Here is an 18,127-nt window from a genome sequence, read left to right on the forward strand (position 1 = left end):
CCGGGCGCCGACTCGGCGCCCGCGTCTTGTACCAGTGCATAACGTGTTGACGGCGACACGACATATGGGGGTGGGGCGGTGGCCGCTGGGCAGAGCAGGGTACGAATGTCCTGCGCGCGCGGCCCTTCGTCCGCTGGACAGGGGGCCTGCAGGCGGGCCATAGTCGCTTATAGCGCACTGCACAAATTCGCGGCTGAGACGTGCGCATCCAACGGTGAAGGCTGACGATGGGACTCTTCAGTGACTTGTTTACCTGGTGGCACGGCGACACGCTGGGGACGCGTCTCTACACGTGGCGTAAGGGCGAGCGCGTCGGCGAAGACGGGCTCGGCAACGTCTACTACAAGGAGCGGAACGGCACGCGCCGCTGGGTGATCTACAAGACCATCTCCGAGGCCTCGCTGATCCCGCCGGAATGGCACGCCTGGATTCACTTCATCACCGACGAGCCACCCACGGACGAGGACTACACGCCGCGGCCATGGGAGGAGGCGCACCGGCCCAACCTAACCGGTACGTACGAGGCCTACCGGCCGCCGGGCTCGGTCATGCGCCCGCGTGTGCAGGAGCAGCCGTTGGATTACGAGCCCTGGTCGCCGGAATCCTCGTAAGGCAATCCTCGAAGACAAATAATGCTCGGACCCATATCGGAATCCCTGGGGGCTCATACGGGCCCCCGCATGCTCCAACGCTGGTCTGCCTCCGACTTTGCGAAGAACGGGCAGTTCATCCAGGACATGGCAGGTCCCATTTTCGCGCTGCTCGCGCCCAAGCCGGGTGAGCGGATCCTGGATTTGGGCTGCGGCGACGGCACGCTGACGGCGGAAATCGAGGCCGCGGGAGCCGACGTCATCGGGCTGGACGTCAGCGCCGAGCTGCTGGCCGTCGCCCGCATGAAAGGCCTCTCGGTCAAGCGTGCCGATGCCCATGACCTCGACTACGTTCAAGAATTCGATGCGGTGTTCTCCAATGCTGCGTTGCATTGGATGCAAGACCCGGCCCTCGTGATAGACGGAGTGGCGCGGGCGCTCCGGCCAGGCGGCCGGTTCGTCGGAGAGCTGGGCGGTCACGGCAACATTGCCGCCATCGCCACGGCCTTGCGCGCTGTGGTCAAGGCGCGCGGCGGCGATCCGGCGCAGGCGGTGCCGTGGTATTTCCCCACGATGGAGGAGTTTGGCGCATTACTCTCCGGCCATGGATTCGTCGTCCGTGAAATGGCGCTCGTGCCGCGGTCTACTCCCCTCAAGGGGGACATGCATGGCTGGCTCGGGACGTTCTGCCGCTTCTTCTTCGACCGTTTCGAAGAGCCGGAGCGCAGCCATGTCCTTGAGGAGGCGCTGGATCTCCTCAGACCCTCGCTTTGCGACACGCAAGGCCGCTGGACGGTGAATCACATCCGGCTTCGCTTCAGCGCGGAGCGTGGTCCGAGTTAATAAACGCCTAGGAAAGCTGGGGCATCTATGTCACACCGTTGCCTCAATGATCGCCCACGCGTGTCATGAGTAGCGGGGTCGCTCCCGCCGGAGTGACTTGCTTAGGAGCGTCACTGGTCGCGATCCTGGGGGCGGAAGCGAGCGAAGAGATGGGCATCTACGGGAGCAATAGGGGACAGCGATTGGCCGGCCGCGCCGCTTTGGCCGCGCTTGCAGCCGTTGCATTTGCTCTCTCCGCAGGCACCGCTGCCGCCGAGCCCATCGAGAACGCGACGGCTGTCTTCGCGGCCTTGGACAAGGTGACAGGCCGCATCCAGCATCTCGAGATTCCGATCGATCAGACCGTCGAGTTCGGTGCTCTCAAGGTCACGCCACGCATCTGCAATTCACGCCCGCTCACCGAGAAGCCCGACACGGCGTCCTTCGTCGAAGTGGACGAGGTGAAGCTCACAGGCGAACAGCAGCGCATCTTCACCGGCTGGATGTTCGCCGAAAGCCCAGGGCTTCACGCGGTAGAGCACCCTGTGTTCGATGTCTGGCTGACAAAGTGCAAGGATCCAATCGGCGGTCCGCCGCCCGAAAGCGCGGAGACCGAGACCGAAGAGGCACCAGACGAAGCCGCCGCCGCGGAACCGGCGCCCGCGCCGGCCCCGCCGCCTGCGGCGGCTCCGCCCGCAGCGGCTCCGCCGGCGCGTCCCGCTCCGCAGCGACGCCAGCAACAGCCCATTCTTCCCTGGCTGCAGCGTTAGCTTGGCTACAGCGCGGAGGACCGCGCGAGCGATACCCTCTTAGACACCAACTGTGAAAAGTCTCGGCGTTTCGGCGTGGGGCACCCTGATGACTACGGTGTTCCGTTGACCAGTTGCAGCACCTCAGCCGGATCCGCATCGGCGGGAAGCGCGGCAAACGAAGCTGCGGCTATGTCCCCGCCATCGACGCGCCCGTCGGTGCCGCTACTGCTCTGGCCGCCGTCCAAGGCGTCTTCCAATAGCTGCTGAAAAGCCTGCCGGCTGATCTCGATGGCACCGAACTGGGCGAGGTGATCGGTGATGAACTGCGTGTCCAGCAGGGTGAAGCCGCCATACTTGAGGCGCGCGACGAGGTATACGAGTGCAATCTTGCTGGTGTCCCGTGCCCGGGAAAACATGCTTTCGCCGAAGAAAGCCCGGCCGAGATGGACGCCGTAGAGCCCGCCCGTCAGTGCGTCGTCCTGCCAGATCTCGACCGTGTGACAATGGCCGAGAGCGAAAAGCTCCCCATAGAGGCTGCGGATGCGGCTGTTGATCCAGGTGCTCCGGCGGCCCGCGCTCGGCTCGGCGCAGCCGTCGATGACCGCTTCGAAGTCGTTGTCGATCCTAACGTCGTAGCCGCCACGGCGGATTGTCTTGGCAAGGCTCCTTGAGACGTGGACCGCGTCCAGAGGTAGGACGCCCCGGCGCTCGGGCTCGATCCAATAGAGCGCGTTGTTGTCCGCGCTTTCCGCCATCGGGAAAATGCCGCACGAGTACGCTTTCAGCAAAACCTGCGGTGTGATCTCGATGGTGACATCGTCGAGAGAAGTCATAACCCAAGACTCCTCGACGCGGATGCGTCTGGCAAGAGCCAGTTGAGCGGTGCCGTGTGGAGCGCCTGGTTTGCGGTAGGCGGGTTAGCGTTCGCCGTTCGGCGCCAAATGGTCTTCGAGCCAATGGATATCGTAGTTGCCGTTGACGATGTCCGGCTCCTGGATGAGCGACGAGAACAAGGGAATGGTTGTCTCGATGCCATCGACGACGAATTCTCCCAAAGCCCGCTTGAGACGCATCAGGCACTCGTTGCGGTTACGAGCGTGCACGATGAGCTTTCCAATCAGACTGTCATAATACGGAGGGATCGTGTAGCCCGCATACGCGCCTGAATCGACCCGGACTCCGAGGCCTCCCGGGGGATGGAAATGGGTGATGGTGCCCGGCGAGGGCCGGAACGTGAGTGGGTTCTCCGCGTTGATGCGGCACTCGATAGCATGGCCCTCGAAACGCACGTCTTCCTGCTGGATTGTCAGCGGGGCACCTGAGGCGGTCCGAATCTGTTCGATCACGAGATCCAGCCCCGTGACCATTTCGGTCACGGTGTGTTCCACCTGAAGCCGCGTGTTCATTTCGATGAAATAGAACTCGTTGTTCTCGTACAGGAACTCCACCGTGCCGACGCCGCGGTATTTCAGGTCGCGCATGGCTTTCGCCACGATCTCGCCGATCCGCACGCGTTCGCTTTCGTTCAGCGCGGGCGAGGGGGCCTCCTCCCAGAGCTTCTGGTGGCGCCGCTGAATGGAGCAATCGCGTTCGCCCAGATGAATTGCGTTGCCGTTGCCGTCGCCGAGCACCTGCACCTCGATGTGGCGCGGCTTGCCGAGATATTTCTCGAGGTACACCGTATCGTCCCCGAAGGCCGCGCCGGCTTCCGTGCGGGCCGTGCTGAGGGCCGCCTCGAGTTCGTAGTCGAAATGCGCCAGCTTCATGCCGCGGCCGCCGCCGCCGGCGGATGCCTTCACCATCACCGGATACCCGATTTCCTCGGCCACGACTTTGGCGGTTGCGAAGTCGGAGATGGGGCCGTCCGATCCGGGCACGACCGGAATGCCCAGGGCCTTTGCCGTCTCCTTGGCTTTGATCTTGTCGCCCATGATCCGCACGTGCTCGGCGGTCGGACCGATGAACGTGATGCCGTGCTCCTCGAGGATTTCGGCGAAACGGGCATTCTCGGCCAGAAAGCCGTAGCCGGGGTGTACGGCGTCGGCGCCTGTGATCTCGCAGGCTGCGACGATCGCGGGAATATTGAGATAGCTCTCCTTGGCCTGCGGCGGGCCTATACACACGCTTTCGTCCGCAAGCCGCACATGCATGGCGTGCGCGTCAGCCGTCGAGTGAACGGCGACGGTGGAGATTCCGAGTTCTTTGCAGGCCCGCTCGATACGAAGCGCGATCTCTCCCCGGTTGGCGATCAGGATTTTGTCGAACATTTCAGTCTGGCTGTTCCTACTCGATCACGACGAGGGGTTCGCCGAACTCGACCGGCTGTCCGTCCTCGACGAGAATTGCCGTGACCTTGCCAGACTTAGGCGAGGGGATGTGGTTCATCGTCTTCATCGCTTCGATGATGACAAGCGTCTGCCCTGACTTCACCGTGCTGCCGATTTCGATGAAGGGTGCCGCTCCGGGCTCGGGAGAACGATAAGCGGTTCCCACCATGGGCGAGGAGACTGCGCCAGGATGGGCGCCGGCATCCTCCGATGGCGCGCGCCGCTTCGGTTCCGTGTGCTCCGCCGCGGCATGTGCCGGCGTCGGGGCGACGGCGGCCGCGGTCACGTTGACGTTGCGCGCGACACGGAAGCGGCGTCCCTCGATTTCAATCTCGATTTCCGTCAGGCTGGTTTCATCCAGAAGCGTGGCGAGCTCCCTGATGAGATCCGTATCGAGGCTTCCCCCGTCTTTTGTCATTGGCGTCCTTTCATGGTCGTCGTCCCCTCAGGCATCTGAAATCGCGGAGGCCATTGCCTCGATCGCCAATTCATAGCCCAGGCCACCGAAGCCGCAGATTACCCCCTTCGCGGCCCCGGAAATATAGGATTGGTGGCGGAATGGCTCGCGCCTGAAGATATTCGATAGATGAACCTCGACAACGGGAATGTCGCAGGCAAGCAATGCATCGAGCATGGCTATCGAGGTGTGCGAATAAGCGCCCGCGTTGACGATGAGACCCGCCCCATTGGCGCGGGCCTCCTGAATCCAGTCCACAAGCTCGCTCTCGGCGTTGCTCTGCCGAAACTCGACCGCAAGGCCCAGTGTACCGGCCTTTCGGATGCATCGCTGCTCGAGATCGGCCAGAGTCTCGGTCCCGTAGACCTCCGGTTCACGAGTCCCCAGCAGGTTTAAGTTTGGGCCATTCAGAATGTAGATCGGCTTGGCCATGGTGAATTCCCGGTAGGCGATCCAGGGCTGATACAGCCCCAGCCTGCAGAGTCAGACAGAGCCGCGCGTGAGACTGGCGAAGTGAAGTGCGGCAGCGGGCCGTTTATCAGCTTTTTTGAACTTGAGCAAAAACCGTTCTGTCCCGTATGGGCGCTCCCACGCACCGGGGATGGACAAACGGCTCCGATGCGGCAGTCAGCAGCTTGCCTTGCAGCCTTCTTTCCGGATGACTTCGACGTTCTCGACCAGCTGGTCGTAGAGATCGTCCGGCGCACCCGGAATGGTCCGGTCTCCGATCAGGTAGAGCGGGGTACCCTGAAGGCCGAGACTCTGGGCCAGCGCATAGGCTTCGGCGAGGGCGTCCGCGACCTCCTGGCTCTCCATGTCCTTCTCGAGCTGAGGCACGTCGAGCCCAAGTTCATTGGCGATACGCAGGACCTTCTCCTTGTTGGCCTTGCCCGGCTCGCTGAAGAGCTTCTGATGCATCTCGAGATATTTGCCCTGCATCTTGGCGGCGAGGGCGCCCTTGGCAGCGTCTTCGGAGTCCCCGCCGAAGATCGGGAGTTCCTTGAACACGACGCGGACCTTGTCGTCATTGTCCGTGAGTTTCATCAGGTCAGGCATCGCACGGCGGCAATAGCCGCAATTGTAGTCGAAGAACTCGACTACGGTGACGTCCCCATCGGGGTCGCCGGCGGTGAAGGACTTGTCCGAGCGGAATAGTGCGTCGGCGTTCTCGCTGATGGCCTTGTTCTGCTGCTGATCCTGCTCTTCCTGCTGGCGCCGGTCGAGTTCGGTCGTCATGGCGACGAGGATCTCGGGGTTCTTCGTGAGATATTCGTGGACGACGTCCTCGATGGCCTTCTTGTCGGAGATGCCGCCCGCAAGACTGGCGGTCGCGGCGCTGTCGCGCCAAACGATAAGGACGGTGGCGGCGCTCACAATGGCGGCGACGATCGCTGCGACGAGGGCTGTGGCGAGGCCAGTCTTAAAGGTCATGCTGAGGTCTCCGAGAGTTTGCGTGGGCCGTAGGCATCATTTTTTGCGTTCGGGCATTTTGAAATCGAGAATATCTTGGGCGCGGAGCCATTGCGGCGTGCCGCCTGGTAATCCGTCTTGCGCCCTCTTGGCCATCATCTGGGCCTCGCGCAGGCGCCCTTCATAGAAATATGCTTCCGCGGACGCAAGCGAGGCCTGGGCCAGGAAATTTTGCCGCGCGCCGGATGCCTGGGCCTGATCGCCCTTGCGGCCATAGGCCATCGCAAGTTGACGGTAGCCCATAGCCGATTGCGGCTCCTGCACCAAGGCTTTCTTCAGGTTGCGGATGACCTCGTCGAGATAGCGACTGTCTTCGGTGCTGAGCATGGCTTGCGCCAGCATGATCTGGATCAGCGCCTCGTGGGGGGCGAGTTCCACAGCCTTCCGCAAAGGCTCGATGGCTTCCCGACCCCGGCCGCTTTCGAAAAGAAACTGGCCCTTGGTCTCGTAAAAATAGGGCCAACGCGGCTGCGTCTCGATCAGCTTATTGAGGTAAGGCATGGCCGCGTCGACGCCGGACTGCCGATAGGTCGCGATCGCGCGGGCATAGGTTCCCGCCAGCGTATCGTCACCTTTATAGCGGTTCAGGGACGCCTCGGGCTTCTCCAGAAAGCCGGACAGCTTGGCGCGCATGAGGTCGTGCCGGTACTGAAGCTCCGGCGGATCCTTGACGTCGTAGTAGGGGCTCTGTTCCACCAACGTCCGAAGTTGCGAGATGCGCGTCTGCGGGAGAGGGTGGGTCATCAGGTAAGGATTGATGCCCTGAATGCCTCGCATCTTGTCGGCGAGCACGTCGAAGGTCTCGAGCATGCCGCGTCCGGATTGGCGCGTTGCATTCAGAAACGTCATGGCAGCTTGGTCGGCCGAGGATTCTTCGGTCTGGCGGTAGGCCAGGAAGCTCCGCATAGCCGCATCGGTGCCGCCGGCCATTGCGCCCATGCCGAGCTGGCCCGCGGACGGAACGCCGGCGAGACTCCCGCCGATCGCCGCTGCCAGGCCCAGAATCTGCAGCGCCATCGCCGTCGATTTCATCTGCGAAACCTGCGATCGCAACCGGGCCAAATGACCGCCTGTGATATGGCCGGTTTCATGCGCGATGACGCCAATCACCTGGTTCGGCGTCTCCGAGATCATAAGCGTCCCGGCATGCATGAACATGTTGTGCCCATCGACCACGAACGCATTGAAGTTCTTGTCGTTGACGAGGTGGATCTTGATGTTCTGAGAGCCGAGGCCGGCGGCTTGGAAAATCGGGCCGGCGTATTCGCGGATCAGCGCCTCGGTTTCCGCGTCGCGAATAAGGCCCCCGGCCTTTGCGGCGCTGGGTGCGACCAGTCCTGCGATCAGAGTTGCCGTCAGCGCCAAACGCGACAGCGGCGGTTTGCGTCGGGAAGAGGGTTTTGCCGTGAGTTGGGCCAGGATCGGCATGGTGGAGGAGATCGTATTGGCTCGGCTGTTTTGCGAAAAGACGCTGTTTTCTTTTGCCTCACGAGGGGGCTACGTTGGCACGCCGTTAATGGCCCCCGCCATTGCCAAGTTCGTTTTGCTTGAGGCCTGATTACGGCGACAACGTGACACCCGCCAGCCCGCTAAACATCAACAATGCGCGAGGGGCGCAAGCCGTGAGCAGTCCGTCCGAGTTTTCATCGTTGCCCCGGCCGCCGGCCGCAAGCCGACAGATCGATCCCTTCATTGTCATGGATGTCATGCGCGAGGCCAACCGGCGCGAGCAGGCCGGCGAAGACATCATCCACATGGAAGTCGGACAGCCCGCGACGCCGGCGCCGCGCGCCGCGCGCGAGCGCGTCCTGAAGGCCATGGCGGAGCACAATCTCGGCTATACACTGTCGCTCGGTCTCCCGGAGTTGCGTGAACGGATCGCCGTCTATCTCAAGTCGCGCTACGGCGCCGACGTGGAGGCCGAACGCATTATCGTCACGGCGGGCTCGTCTGCCGGATTCGTGCTGGCCTTCCTTGCCATTCTCGACCATGGCGATGGTTTCGGATTGCCGTCTCCGGGCTACCCCTGCTACCGCCAGATTCTGAAGGCGCTGGGGTTTCGGCCTCATCTGATCGAAACGTCGGACGCTGGCCGCTGGATGCCGACCACCGCCGATGTGGACGGGCTTGCGGCCGCCGGCGCCGCAGGCTTGCTGCTGGCGAGCCCGAACAACCCCACCGGCACCATGGCCAAGGGCGCGCGTTTGAAAGAGCTGGCCGACGCGTGCACGCGGCACGGGCTCTGGCTGGTTTCCGACGAGATCTACCATGGCCTCGAATACGAGGTGCCCGCAGAGACGGCGCTTGCCTATTCGGACTCCGCCATCGTGGTGAACAGCTTCTCGAAGTATTTCAGCATGACCGGCTGGCGCGTGGGCTGGCTCGTCGTCCCCGAAGCCCTGACGCGCACCATCGAGCGGCTGGCGCAGAACCTCTATATCGCGCCGCCCACGGTGTCTCAGGTTGCGGCGCTCGGCGCCTTCGACGGCATTGACGAACTCGAAGAGATCAAGAGCCGCTACGCGCGCAACCGTTCGCTTCTGCTGAACGAACTGCCGCCGGCGGGACTTTCGAACATTCTACCTGCCGACGGCGCGTTCTACCTCTACGCCGACATTGGCGATCTGACCGACGACAGCGCGGCCTTCGCGCAAGCCATGCTGCGTGACATCGGCGTGGCCGCGACACCGGGTATCGACTTCGATCCCGAACGGGGAAAGTCCTATCTTCGGCTGAGCTATGCGGGCGCGGAGCTTGAGATGCGGGAAGCTGCACGGCGCATCGCCGCGTGGCTGAAGACGCGCTGAAACCGGTTTCGACGCCGGCGAAAAAAGAGGCGCCAGAAGGCGCCTCTTAGAAGATCTCGTTTCGAACGCGTCGAACGCTGACTAACCGCGCGACCACCAGCCCTTACGCTGGCGCTCCGGCTCCTTGCCTTCGCTCTCGATGCGAATTTCCGGCTTCGGGTCCGGCTCGACAGGTTCGTCCCGTGACGAGGCGATGCTGAGCGCGGGCTCCGGGCTGCGGGACGCAGGCTCGGATGATTGTTCGGCGTCATCGTCGTCCTGCTCCTCGGCCGTGGTCTCGGCGACGTACTCGCTGACCGAGACCTCGCGAACCGGCGTGTCCTCGGAAGGCGCGTTGTCCGCCGGTGTGTCGGCTCGATCCCGATTGTCTTGGGTTTCGGCATTGTGCATGGAAACAGGCTCGGAGGTCGTGTCACTCGTCTCGGAGTCCGCGGAGCCCGTATCGCTGCTCGCAACAGCGTCGTCACTTTGCGCGTCCTGCTGATCGGGCGACTGATCCGAGGCATTGCGCTGACCGCGCCCGCGACCGCGTCGGCCGCCACGACGCCCTCTGCGGCGTGATTTGCGGGGTTGCTGCTCGGAATCGCCGTCGGCCGCTTCGTTGTCCGAACCGCCGGCCGCGGCTTCCTCGTCGGAGGACGAGGCCTCGGCCGTCTGGCTCTCGGTGTCGGAATCGCCTTCGCCGCGGCCACGACCACGGCCCCGCCGCCGTCGCGAACGCCGCTTGCCGGACTCCCCGTCGCCGTCTTCGGCTTGCGAAGCCTCTTCGCGGTGATGCGCCCAATCCATTTGGACGACGGCACTGTCGCCGGACGCCAGACTGCCTTCCGTGGAACGCTCGATGACGAACTGCGGGATATGCAGGTCCTTATCGGCCTCAACGGTTATGGGTACCTCGTAGCGCGCCTCGATATCCTTCAGGTGCGCACGCTTCTGATTGAGAATGTAGAGCGCGACATCGACCGCGGTCGTGGCGCTGAGCGGCACCACTCCGTCGGTGATGAGGCGGTCTTCGATCGACCGCAGAATGTCGAGCGCGACCGACTCCACCGAGCGTACGATACCGGTGCCCTGGCACATGGCGCAGGCATTGGTCGAGCCTTCGAGAACGCCGGTCCGCAGGCGCTGACGCGACATTTCCAAGAGGCCGAAGGCGCTGATGCGTCCAACCTGGATACGCGCCCGGTCGTTCTTCAGTGCGTCTTTCAAGCGACGCTCGACTTGCCTGTTGTTGCGGCGCTCGTCCATGTCGATGAAGTCGATCACGATGAGGCCGGCAAGGTCGCGCAGGCGCAGCTGCCGCGCGATCTCTTCGGCGGCTTCCATATTGGTCTTGAGCGCGGTGTCTTCGATATTGTGCTCGCGCGTAGCCTTGCCCGAGTTCACATCGACGGAGACGAGAGCTTCCGTCTGATTGATGACGATGTAGCCACCTGACCTAAGCGTCACTTGCGGAGAGAACATCGCCGCCAATTGCCGCTCGACCTGATACCGAATGAAGATCGGTTCCGGTTCCTTGTAGGGCTTCACATTCTTGGCATGGCTCGGCATGAGCATGCGCATGAAGTCCTTGGCCTCGCGGTAGGCGTCGTCGCCGGCAACCAGGACCTCGTCGATGTCCTTGTTGTAAAGATCGCGGATCGAGCGCTTGATCAGGCTGCCTTCCTCGTAGACGAGGGCAGGGGCCGTCGAGCCCAGGGTGAGGTCGCGAACGGTCTCCCACAAGCGCAGTAGATAGTCGTAGTCGCGTTTGATTTCGGTCTTGGTCCGCTGAGCGCCGGCGGTGCGAATGATCAGCCCCATGCCTTCCGGCACCTCGAGCTCGCCCGCGATCTCGCGCAGACGCTTGCGGTCCGTCGGTTGGGTGATCTTGCGGGAAATACCGCCGCCGCGCGCGGTGTTCGGCATCAGAACCGTGTAACGGCCCGCGAGGGAAAGGTAGGTCGTGAGTGCCGCGCCCTTATTGCCGCGCTCTTCCTTCACCACCTGAACCAGAATGATCTGACGCCGGCGAATGACCTCTTGGATCTTGTAGGGGCGGCCGCGACGGCGTCGGGCGCGCTCAGGCAATTCCTCGAGCGCATCCTCCGAACCCACGGACTCGACGCGATCCTTGGCCGACTTACGGCGGTCGCCACGCTCGTCGTCGTCCGGGTCGTCATCGTCGGAGTCGTCGTCATCGTCGGACTCGTCGTCGTCGGCATCGTCGTCCGAGTCTTCGCTGTGATCGCTGTCGTCATCGGCATGGTCTTCGGCGTCGGCATCGTCGTCCGAGGACTCCGGCTTACGCGCCTCGACAACATCGTCGTCAGAGGCATCTTCGCTTTGCGGCCCGTCATTCGAGGCTGCAGCCTCGGCATCGTCTTCCTCGGCCGGCGCCTCTGCGGGCTCGGACACTTCGTGGACCAGATCGGAGGCCTCGAGCTGGATATCGGAGCCGTCATCGTCGTCGCGTTCGTCACGCGGCGTCGTATCGACCTCGTCGTCATCGTCGAGTTCGAAGGTCGCAATCGGCAGCGCGTTCAGGGAGGACGTGTCGTCGTCCGCCGCGGTCTCCTGCTTGCGTTCGTCCCTGCGGGAGTCTCCGCGGCCGCGCCCACGGCGCCGGCGTCCGCGCCGGCGTCCGCCGCTCGACGCGGCATCGTCCTCTGCCGCCTCCTCGGCGGAGGCACGGCTTTGCTCGGCGGCCTCCTCTTCGAGGAGCGCTTGGCGATCCGCAACCGGGATCTGATAATAATCGGGATGAATTTCAGTAAAGGCCAAGAAGCCGTGCCGGTTTCCGCCGTAATCGACGAAAGCGGCCTGGAGAGACGGCTCTACCCGCGTGACTTTTGCGAGGTAGATATTGCCTCTTAGCTGTTTTTTACTTGCGGATTCGTAATCAAATTCCTCGACACGATTTCCCTTTACGACGACCCGGGTCTCCTCCGGATGCGCCGCATCGATAAGCATCTTGTTTGCCATGTTGTATGTTCTCCGCCGCGCGGCGTTCGGCGGTGAACGGCGTCAGCCGTTTCGCCGGGCCCGGGCCTAAGGGCCGCGCGGACCTAATGTAAGTCGTCCATAAATGCAGACGATGCCCCGCCGAAAACCCGTCTACGGGGCTTCGGGGAGCGGACTGTGTCAGCCGCCGAGCACAAAGGGGCAATGGGAAAGCACCGTGATTCCGGTAGCTTAACTGGCCGCCCTGACTCTGCATCGCGATTTTCCTAAGGGCCGCAATTCAAACGCTGAGGCCCGTTATGTGCTAAGGCGGCACTTAATCCTTCAATTGCCGCCGCATTCCTGCGTCAGAGCCGCTTTTCGAAGGCTCGACGCGCCAAATTGGTTTTGCCCGTCCCGCCGATCAGCGTCCAAGGGCTTGAGACTCATTGACATGAGTCACCCACTATTAGGGTGTTGCCGGGATATTTGGCAAGTGCCGTCAGTCAGATCGGCCCTGCATCACAACGGACGCTTAACCAGACGTGGTTAATAATTGGGTCCTGCCGAGGATCGATTTGGGGCACCACGAGGCCGCAAAAAGGTCTCCGGAGCCGCTCAATGTGAACGAAACGGCTCTCGTCGCGTTTGGTGCGCAAGGCAGAGTGCGAGTAGGTCAAGTAGGACGAAATGCGCATCATGCGACATTTGGCGGGGAGAGCATTGGCGTTGCTTCTGGCGCTCCCCGTCGGAACCCTTGCGTTCGCGACCGCCACTCTACCTGCAAGGGCCGAACGCGGAGCGGTCGCGCAGGACGCGCGCCTGGCCGGAGATCGCGAGCGCACCCGCTTCATTGCCGATCTGTCCAAGAAAGTCGATGTGAACGTGTTCGCCCTCGGCAATCCCTACCGGGTCATTGTCGACGCCGCGGATGTCAGTTTTCAGATGCCGGACGGAATAGGCAACGAGAAGCGCGGGCTCGTCACGGCCTTTCGCTATGGGCTCTTCGCACCCGGCAAGTCGCGCATCGTCTTGGACATCAGCGGTCCGTTTCTGATCGATCGTTCCTTCGTGCTCGGGGCGCGCGACGATCAGCCGGCACGGCTCGTGATCGACCTCGTGCCGACGGACGAGAAAACCTTCCTGGCAAGACAGCAGGAGCAGCGCAGCAAGGCAGCAGAGTCTGAACCAAGTCCCATGCCGCTGGCGATGGCGCCGTCAAGCGATGAAAAGCCCGTCGTGGTCCTGGATCCCGGTCACGGCGGTGTTGACCCGGGCGCCAAGAGCGCCAACGGCGTTCAGGAGAAGGACGTGGTTCTGGCGTTCGCCAAGCGGCTGCGAAAGAAGCTGGAAGCCACCGATCGCTATCACGTGTACATGACACGGGATGACGACACGTTCCTGCCGCTGAAGGAGCGGGTCAAATACGCCCGGGAGAAGGGCGCCGGCTTGTTCATTTCGCTCCACGCCGACTATTTTTCGGCGGAGATCGAAGACGTGCGCGGCGCCACGGTCTTCACGCTCTCCGAGGAAGCAAGCGACGAAGAGGCGAGGGCCTTAGCCGCCAAGGAGAACCTTTCGGACGCGATTGCCGGTGTGGAGCTGCCGAAGGACTCCGACGAGGTCGTCACGAATATCCTGATCGATTTGGCCCAGCGCGAGACCAACAACCGCTCGGTGGTGATGGCCCGGTCCATTGTGGGGGAACTGGCCGCGAAGGGCCGGCTCCATACCAAGCAGCTGCGCTCTGCAGGCTTCCGGGTCCTGAAGGCGCCGGACGTCCCGTCGGTCCTCTTGGAACTCGGATTCCTGTCGAACGAGGAGGACGAGAAACAGCTCACCTCGGAGGTCTGGCACGAGCGCATGGCGGGAGCCATCAGCGACGCCGTCGACAATTATTTCAAGAAACGTCTCGCCCGAGCCCCGTTCTAGCCCCAGGAGCGGCCGGTAGGGGCCTGCGTCGGTGGCCCGGAATCCCCGGATTCCACGGGACTAGTGCGTTTTGTTGCCATATTCTTGGGTAGGTTGAAGTTGGGACTCCCGCTGGTTTGGCAGGCGGGGCAAATCAGTAGAGCTCACATGGACATTACGGCACCGGTCAAGCCCCCTAAGCAGGGGAAAAAGAAGAAGCGCGGCGGGTTTTTCTTGCGGCTCTTAGGCTTTGTCTTTGCCGCGTGCATGATCCTGTCTATCGCCGTCGCGGGCGCGGTCGCCTTCGTCCTGTGGAAGGTCTCCCAGGAACTGCCCGACTACGAGAATCTCGCCCGCTACGAGCCGCCGGTCATGACGCGCATTCATGCCGACGATGGACGCCTGATCGCCGAGTACGCGCGCCAGCGCCGCATCTACGTGCCGATCACGGCTGTGCCCAAGCGGGTCATCGACGCGTTTCTCTCCGCCGAGGACAAGAACTTCTACCAGCATGGCGGCTTGGATATTCAAGGTATCGTTCGCGCGCTCGTCGCCAACCTCAGCGCCATGCAGTCGGGTGGCGGCGGAAAGCAGGGCGCTTCGACCATCACGCAGCAGGTCGCTAAGAACTTCCTGCTCACGAGCGATCAGAACATCGAACGCAAGCTGAAGGAGGCGATCCTCGCTATCCGTATCGAGCGTGCGTTCACGAAAGACCAGATCCTCGAGCTCTATCTCAACGAGATCTATCTCGGCGGCGGCGCCTACGGCGTCGCAGCCGCGGCTCAGCGCTATTGGGACAAGGCGCTGAACGAGCTCACGCTGGAAGAGGCGGCCTATCTGGCCGTGCTACCGAAGGCGCCCAGCCGCTACCATCCCATCAAGCACCAGAAGCGTGCTCTCGCCCGTCGTAACTGGGTTATCGACCGGATCGTCGAGAACGGCTATGCGACGCCTGAAGAGGGCGAGGCCGCCAAGGCAAAGCCGCTGACCGTCCTTGCAAAAAGATACGGTCCGCGCATTCACGCTTCGGAGTATTTCGCCGAGGAAGTCCGCCGCGAAATTCTGGACCGTTTCGGAGAAGACAAGCTCTACGGCGGCGGATTCTCGGTTCGCACGTCGCTCAATCCCCGCATGCAGGCGATCGCGCGCGAAGCGCTCGTCGACGGGTTGACGAAATACGACCGTGCGAATGGCGGCTGGCGCGGCCCCGAAAAGACGATCGATATCTCCGGTGACTGGGGCAAGACCCTCGCCGACATTCCGGTTTGGAGCGATATCGAGCCGTGGCGGCTCGCGGTCGTGCTCGAGGTGAGCAACACCGATGCGAAGATCGGGCTGCGTCCAGGCCGCGACAAGCAAGGCCAACTGGTCACGGAACGCGAAACCGGCACCATCCCGGCAGCGCAGGTCCGGTGGACCAGAAAGCCGATCAAGTCAGCTCTGAAGCCGGGCGACGTGGTCTACGTTGCCCCGGTAGAGAAGACGGCGAAAAAGGAGGAAGGGGACGAGGAGACAGAGTCGACCGAGACCGAAGTGGTGGCAGGCGAATGGTCTCTCCAGCAAGTCCCCAAAGTCAGTGGTGCGCTTGTGGCGATGGATCCGCATTCTGGCCGCGTTCTCGCCATTGCCGGCGGATTCAGCTTTCACCAAAGCCAGTTCGACCGTGCCACCCAGGCTCTGCGGCAGCCGGGCTCTTCGTTCAAGCCGCTGATCTATCTCACGGCCCTGGATAACGGGTATGCGCCGAACAGCGTCATTCTCGACGGACGCATCTGCGTGAGCCAAGGACGCGGCATGCCTCCCTGGTGCCCGAAAAACTATTCCGGCGGCGGGGCTGGACCCTCGACGCTGCGCCGGGGCATCGAGAAGTCGCGGAACCTGATGACGGTGCGACTGTCGCGGGATATCGGCATGCCTGTCATTGCAGAATACGCGCGGCGGTTCGGCGTCTACGACAATCTGATGCCGGCGCTGTCCATGTCTCTTGGCGCAGGCGAGACCACGCTTCTCCGCATGGTGACGGCCTACTCGATGATTGCGAACGGCGGCAAGAAGGTCGAGGCGACGTTTATCGACCGTATCCAGAATCGCTATGGGCGCACGATATGGAAACACGACAAGCGCGACTGCGACGGGTGTGCGGCGCGCGAATGGACGAACCAGGCTGAGCCGGAACTCGTCGAGGTCAAAGAGCAGGTTGTGGACCCGATCGCGGCGTTCCAGATGGTCGGTATCATGGAGGGCGTCGTGACGTCCGGTACGGCCCGGCGTTTGGCATCCCTCGGCCGGCCCATTGCGGGCAAGACTGGGACGACCAACAACTACAAGGACGCCTGGTTCATTGGGTATACGCCGGACCTCGTTGTCGGCTCCTATGTGGGATACGACCAGCCGAAGCCCATGGGCCGCAGCGCGACGGGCGGCGGTCTTGCGGCGCCGATCGTGAAGCAATTCTTTGAAGAGGCCTTGGAAGGTGTGCCACCGAAACCGTTCCGCGCTCCCCCGGGCGCGATCATGGTGCCTGTGAGCCATCAGACCGGCCTGCCGGCCCGAAAAGGTCAGCCGGGAACCGTCATGGAAGCGTTCAAGCCTGAGCAGGTCTCCGCCGCCGCAGCTGCTGCCGCGCAGGGCGCTCAGGACGATGAAGGCGGGCAGGGCGAATCCTTCCCGAACTATCCGACTGCGGCCGCAGCGCCTGCCGCGGCGCAGCAGCAGGCTGCGAGCCCGCCGCCGGCGGCCCAGCCACAGCCTCAGCCCCGCCGCCAGAGGCGTGGATTTTTCGGCCGTTTCTGACCGGCGACTAAGGGCATCGGCGGCAATCCGATGATATGAGAGAGCGTGGGTGCGGACCGGTTCCGCGCCTGCCTTTGTTCCACGAACCAAGAAGACATCAAGAAGACATTACGAGGATAGGATGCGAGCGGAAACAGAGGCGCTTGTAAACGAGATCAAAGAGTCGCTCTCCTTGTTGCGGAGGCATCTTTGACCCTGACCAAGCAAGGGCACGCCTGACGGAGCTCGACCGCGAAGCCGAAGATCCGGATTTCTGGAACGACGCCGCGCGCGCGCAAGGGCTGATGCGCGAGCGCCAGCAACTCGAGGCCGCACTCGCCGCCTACGACAGCATTCGGACGGAACTCGACGACAATCTGACGCTTGCCGCACTCGGCGAGGAGGAGGGCGACGAGAGCATTGTCACCGAGGCGGAGGACTCATTGCGTACGTTGCGCAAGGAGGCGCACAAGCGCGAGGTCGAGGCGCTGCTTTCAGGCGAGGCCGACGCAAACGATGCGTACGCGGAGATTCATGCGGGCGCTGGCGGCACGGAGAGCCAGGACTGGGCTCAGATGCTGGAGCGCATGTACATGCGTTGGGCCGAGAACCGTGGCTACAAAGTCGAGCTGATCGGCGAAAGCCCTGGCGAAGAAGCGGGCATCAAGTCGGCGACCATTCTGATCAAGGGGCTGAACGCTTATGGCTGGCTCAAGACGGAGTCCGGGGTGCACCGCCTGGTGCGCATTTCTCCATTCGACTCCAATGCGCGCCGTCACACGAGCTTTGCCTCGGTCTGGGTCTATCCGGCGATCGACGATGCGATCGAGATTGATATCGAGGAGAAGGACGTTCGGATCGACACGTATCGTGCGTCGGGGGCGGGCGGTCAGCACGTGAACACGACGGACAGCGCCGTGCGTATTACACACATGCCGACGGGGATCGTGGTGCAGTGTCAGAACGAGCGGTCGCAGCACAAGAACCGTGCGACCGCGTGGTCGATGCTCCGTGCACGTCTCTACGAAGCCGAGCTCAAGCGCCGCGAGGAGGAAGCAACGGCTTCAGCCGCATCCAAATCCGAGATCGGCTGGGGGCACCAGATCCGCTCCTATGTGCTGCAGCCCTATCAGTTGGTGAAGGACTTGCGCACGGGCGTAGAGAATACGAACCCGCCGGCAGTTCTGGATGGAGACATCGACGGATTCATCGAGGCGGCTCTGGCAGAGCGGATCAGTGCCGACGCCAAGACGAGCGCTTAACGGCAAACCCGTGACTAAAAAAAGCCGTGGAC

14 protein-coding genes are annotated in these 18,127 nt (G+C 62.9%); 7 read left to right on the forward strand and 7 right to left on the reverse strand.

What is annotated here, in order from left to right; genetic code table 11:
• Positions 1–227: 227 nt before the first annotated feature.
• From GL4_RS08370 to GL4_RS08380, 3 genes are all read left to right on the forward strand, one after another.
• Positions 228–611, forward strand: a complete 384-nt coding sequence (locus GL4_RS08370) for an NADH:ubiquinone oxidoreductase subunit NDUFA12 (protein WP_045366603.1) — start codon at positions 228–230, stop codon at positions 609–611.
• Positions 612–632: 21 nt separating this feature from the next.
• The gene (locus GL4_RS08375) at positions 633–1,433 is read left to right on the forward strand and encodes a class I SAM-dependent methyltransferase (protein WP_244462591.1); all 801 of its coding nucleotides are present in this window, start codon (positions 633–635) and stop codon (positions 1,431–1,433) included.
• Positions 1,434–1,498: 65 nt separating this feature from the next.
• Positions 1,499–2,182 carry a DUF2155 domain-containing protein gene (locus GL4_RS08380; protein ID WP_244462592.1) on the forward strand — a complete coding sequence of 228 codons (684 nt, stop codon included), beginning with the start codon at positions 1,499–1,501 and terminating at the stop codon, positions 2,180–2,182.
• A gap of 92 nt (positions 2,183–2,274) precedes the next feature.
• On the opposite strand, the gene aat is transcribed toward GL4_RS08380, so the two are convergent.
• The 6 genes from aat to GL4_RS08410 all read right to left on the reverse strand — a co-directional run bounded on the left by aat (position 2,275) and on the right by GL4_RS08410 (position 7,846).
• The gene (aat, locus tag GL4_RS08385; RefSeq protein WP_045366610.1) at positions 2,275–2,997 is read right to left on the reverse strand and encodes a leucyl/phenylalanyl-tRNA--protein transferase; all 723 of its coding nucleotides are present in this window, start codon (positions 2,995–2,997) and stop codon (positions 2,275–2,277) included.
• 84 nt (positions 2,998–3,081) lie between these two features.
• Positions 3,082–4,431, reverse strand: a complete 1,350-nt coding sequence (gene accC / locus GL4_RS08390; RefSeq protein WP_045366613.1) for an acetyl-CoA carboxylase biotin carboxylase subunit — start codon at positions 4,429–4,431, stop codon at positions 3,082–3,084.
• 16 nt (positions 4,432–4,447) lie between these two features.
• Positions 4,448–4,909: an acetyl-CoA carboxylase biotin carboxyl carrier protein gene (gene accB / locus GL4_RS08395; RefSeq protein ID WP_045366615.1), complete on the reverse strand. Its 462-nt coding sequence runs from the start codon at positions 4,907–4,909 to the stop codon at positions 4,448–4,450.
• 27 nt (positions 4,910–4,936) lie between these two features.
• Positions 4,937–5,380, reverse strand: a complete 444-nt coding sequence (gene aroQ / locus GL4_RS08400; RefSeq protein WP_045366617.1) for a type II 3-dehydroquinate dehydratase — start codon at positions 5,378–5,380, stop codon at positions 4,937–4,939.
• 195 nt (positions 5,381–5,575) lie between these two features.
• Entirely contained in the window at positions 5,576–6,379 is an 804-nt protein-coding gene (locus GL4_RS08405) for a DsbA family protein (RefSeq protein ID WP_052464260.1), read from the reverse strand.
• Between the two features lie 36 nt (positions 6,380–6,415).
• The gene (locus GL4_RS08410) at positions 6,416–7,846 is read right to left on the reverse strand and encodes a M48 family metalloprotease (RefSeq protein ID WP_045366620.1); all 1,431 of its coding nucleotides are present in this window, start codon (positions 7,844–7,846) and stop codon (positions 6,416–6,418) included.
• A 269-nt stretch (positions 7,847–8,115) separates the two neighbouring features.
• Here GL4_RS08410 and GL4_RS08415 point away from each other — a divergent pair, with 269 nt between their 5' ends.
• A complete protein-coding gene (locus tag GL4_RS08415; RefSeq protein ID WP_045369793.1) occupies positions 8,116–9,225 on the forward strand; it encodes a pyridoxal phosphate-dependent aminotransferase in 1,110 nt (369 codons plus the stop codon).
• Between the two features lie 81 nt (positions 9,226–9,306).
• On the opposite strand, the gene GL4_RS08420 is transcribed toward GL4_RS08415, so the two are convergent.
• The gene (locus tag GL4_RS08420) at positions 9,307–12,189 is read right to left on the reverse strand and encodes an Rne/Rng family ribonuclease (RefSeq protein ID WP_045366624.1); all 2,883 of its coding nucleotides are present in this window, start codon (positions 12,187–12,189) and stop codon (positions 9,307–9,309) included.
• A 657-nt stretch (positions 12,190–12,846) separates the two neighbouring features.
• On the opposite strand from GL4_RS08420, the gene GL4_RS08425 reads away from it, so the two are divergent.
• The 3 genes from GL4_RS08425 to prfB all read left to right on the forward strand — a co-directional run bounded on the left by GL4_RS08425 (position 12,847) and on the right by prfB (position 18,095).
• Complete coding sequence (locus GL4_RS08425) at positions 12,847–14,079, forward strand: N-acetylmuramoyl-L-alanine amidase (protein WP_082025575.1); 1,233 nt, start codon at positions 12,847–12,849, stop codon at positions 14,077–14,079.
• A 147-nt stretch (positions 14,080–14,226) separates the two neighbouring features.
• Positions 14,227–16,854, forward strand: coding sequence for a penicillin-binding protein 1A (locus GL4_RS08430; protein ID WP_082025576.1), 2,628 nt, complete (start codon positions 14,227–14,229; stop codon positions 16,852–16,854).
• Positions 16,855–16,975: 121 nt separating this feature from the next.
• Positions 16,976–18,095 (forward strand): peptide chain release factor 2 gene (gene prfB, locus GL4_RS08435; protein ID WP_425283168.1). Its coding sequence is split into 2 segments (ribosomal slippage): positions 16,976–17,041 and positions 17,043–18,095, totalling 1,119 coding nucleotides; the frame shifts between segments, so codons are not numbered across the junction.
• Positions 18,096–18,127 lie beyond the last annotated feature (32 nt).

It is taken from the genome of Methyloceanibacter caenitepidi (assembly GCF_000828475.1).
GTDB classification, from domain to species: domain Bacteria; phylum Pseudomonadota; class Alphaproteobacteria; order Rhizobiales; family Methyloligellaceae; genus Methyloceanibacter; species Methyloceanibacter caenitepidi.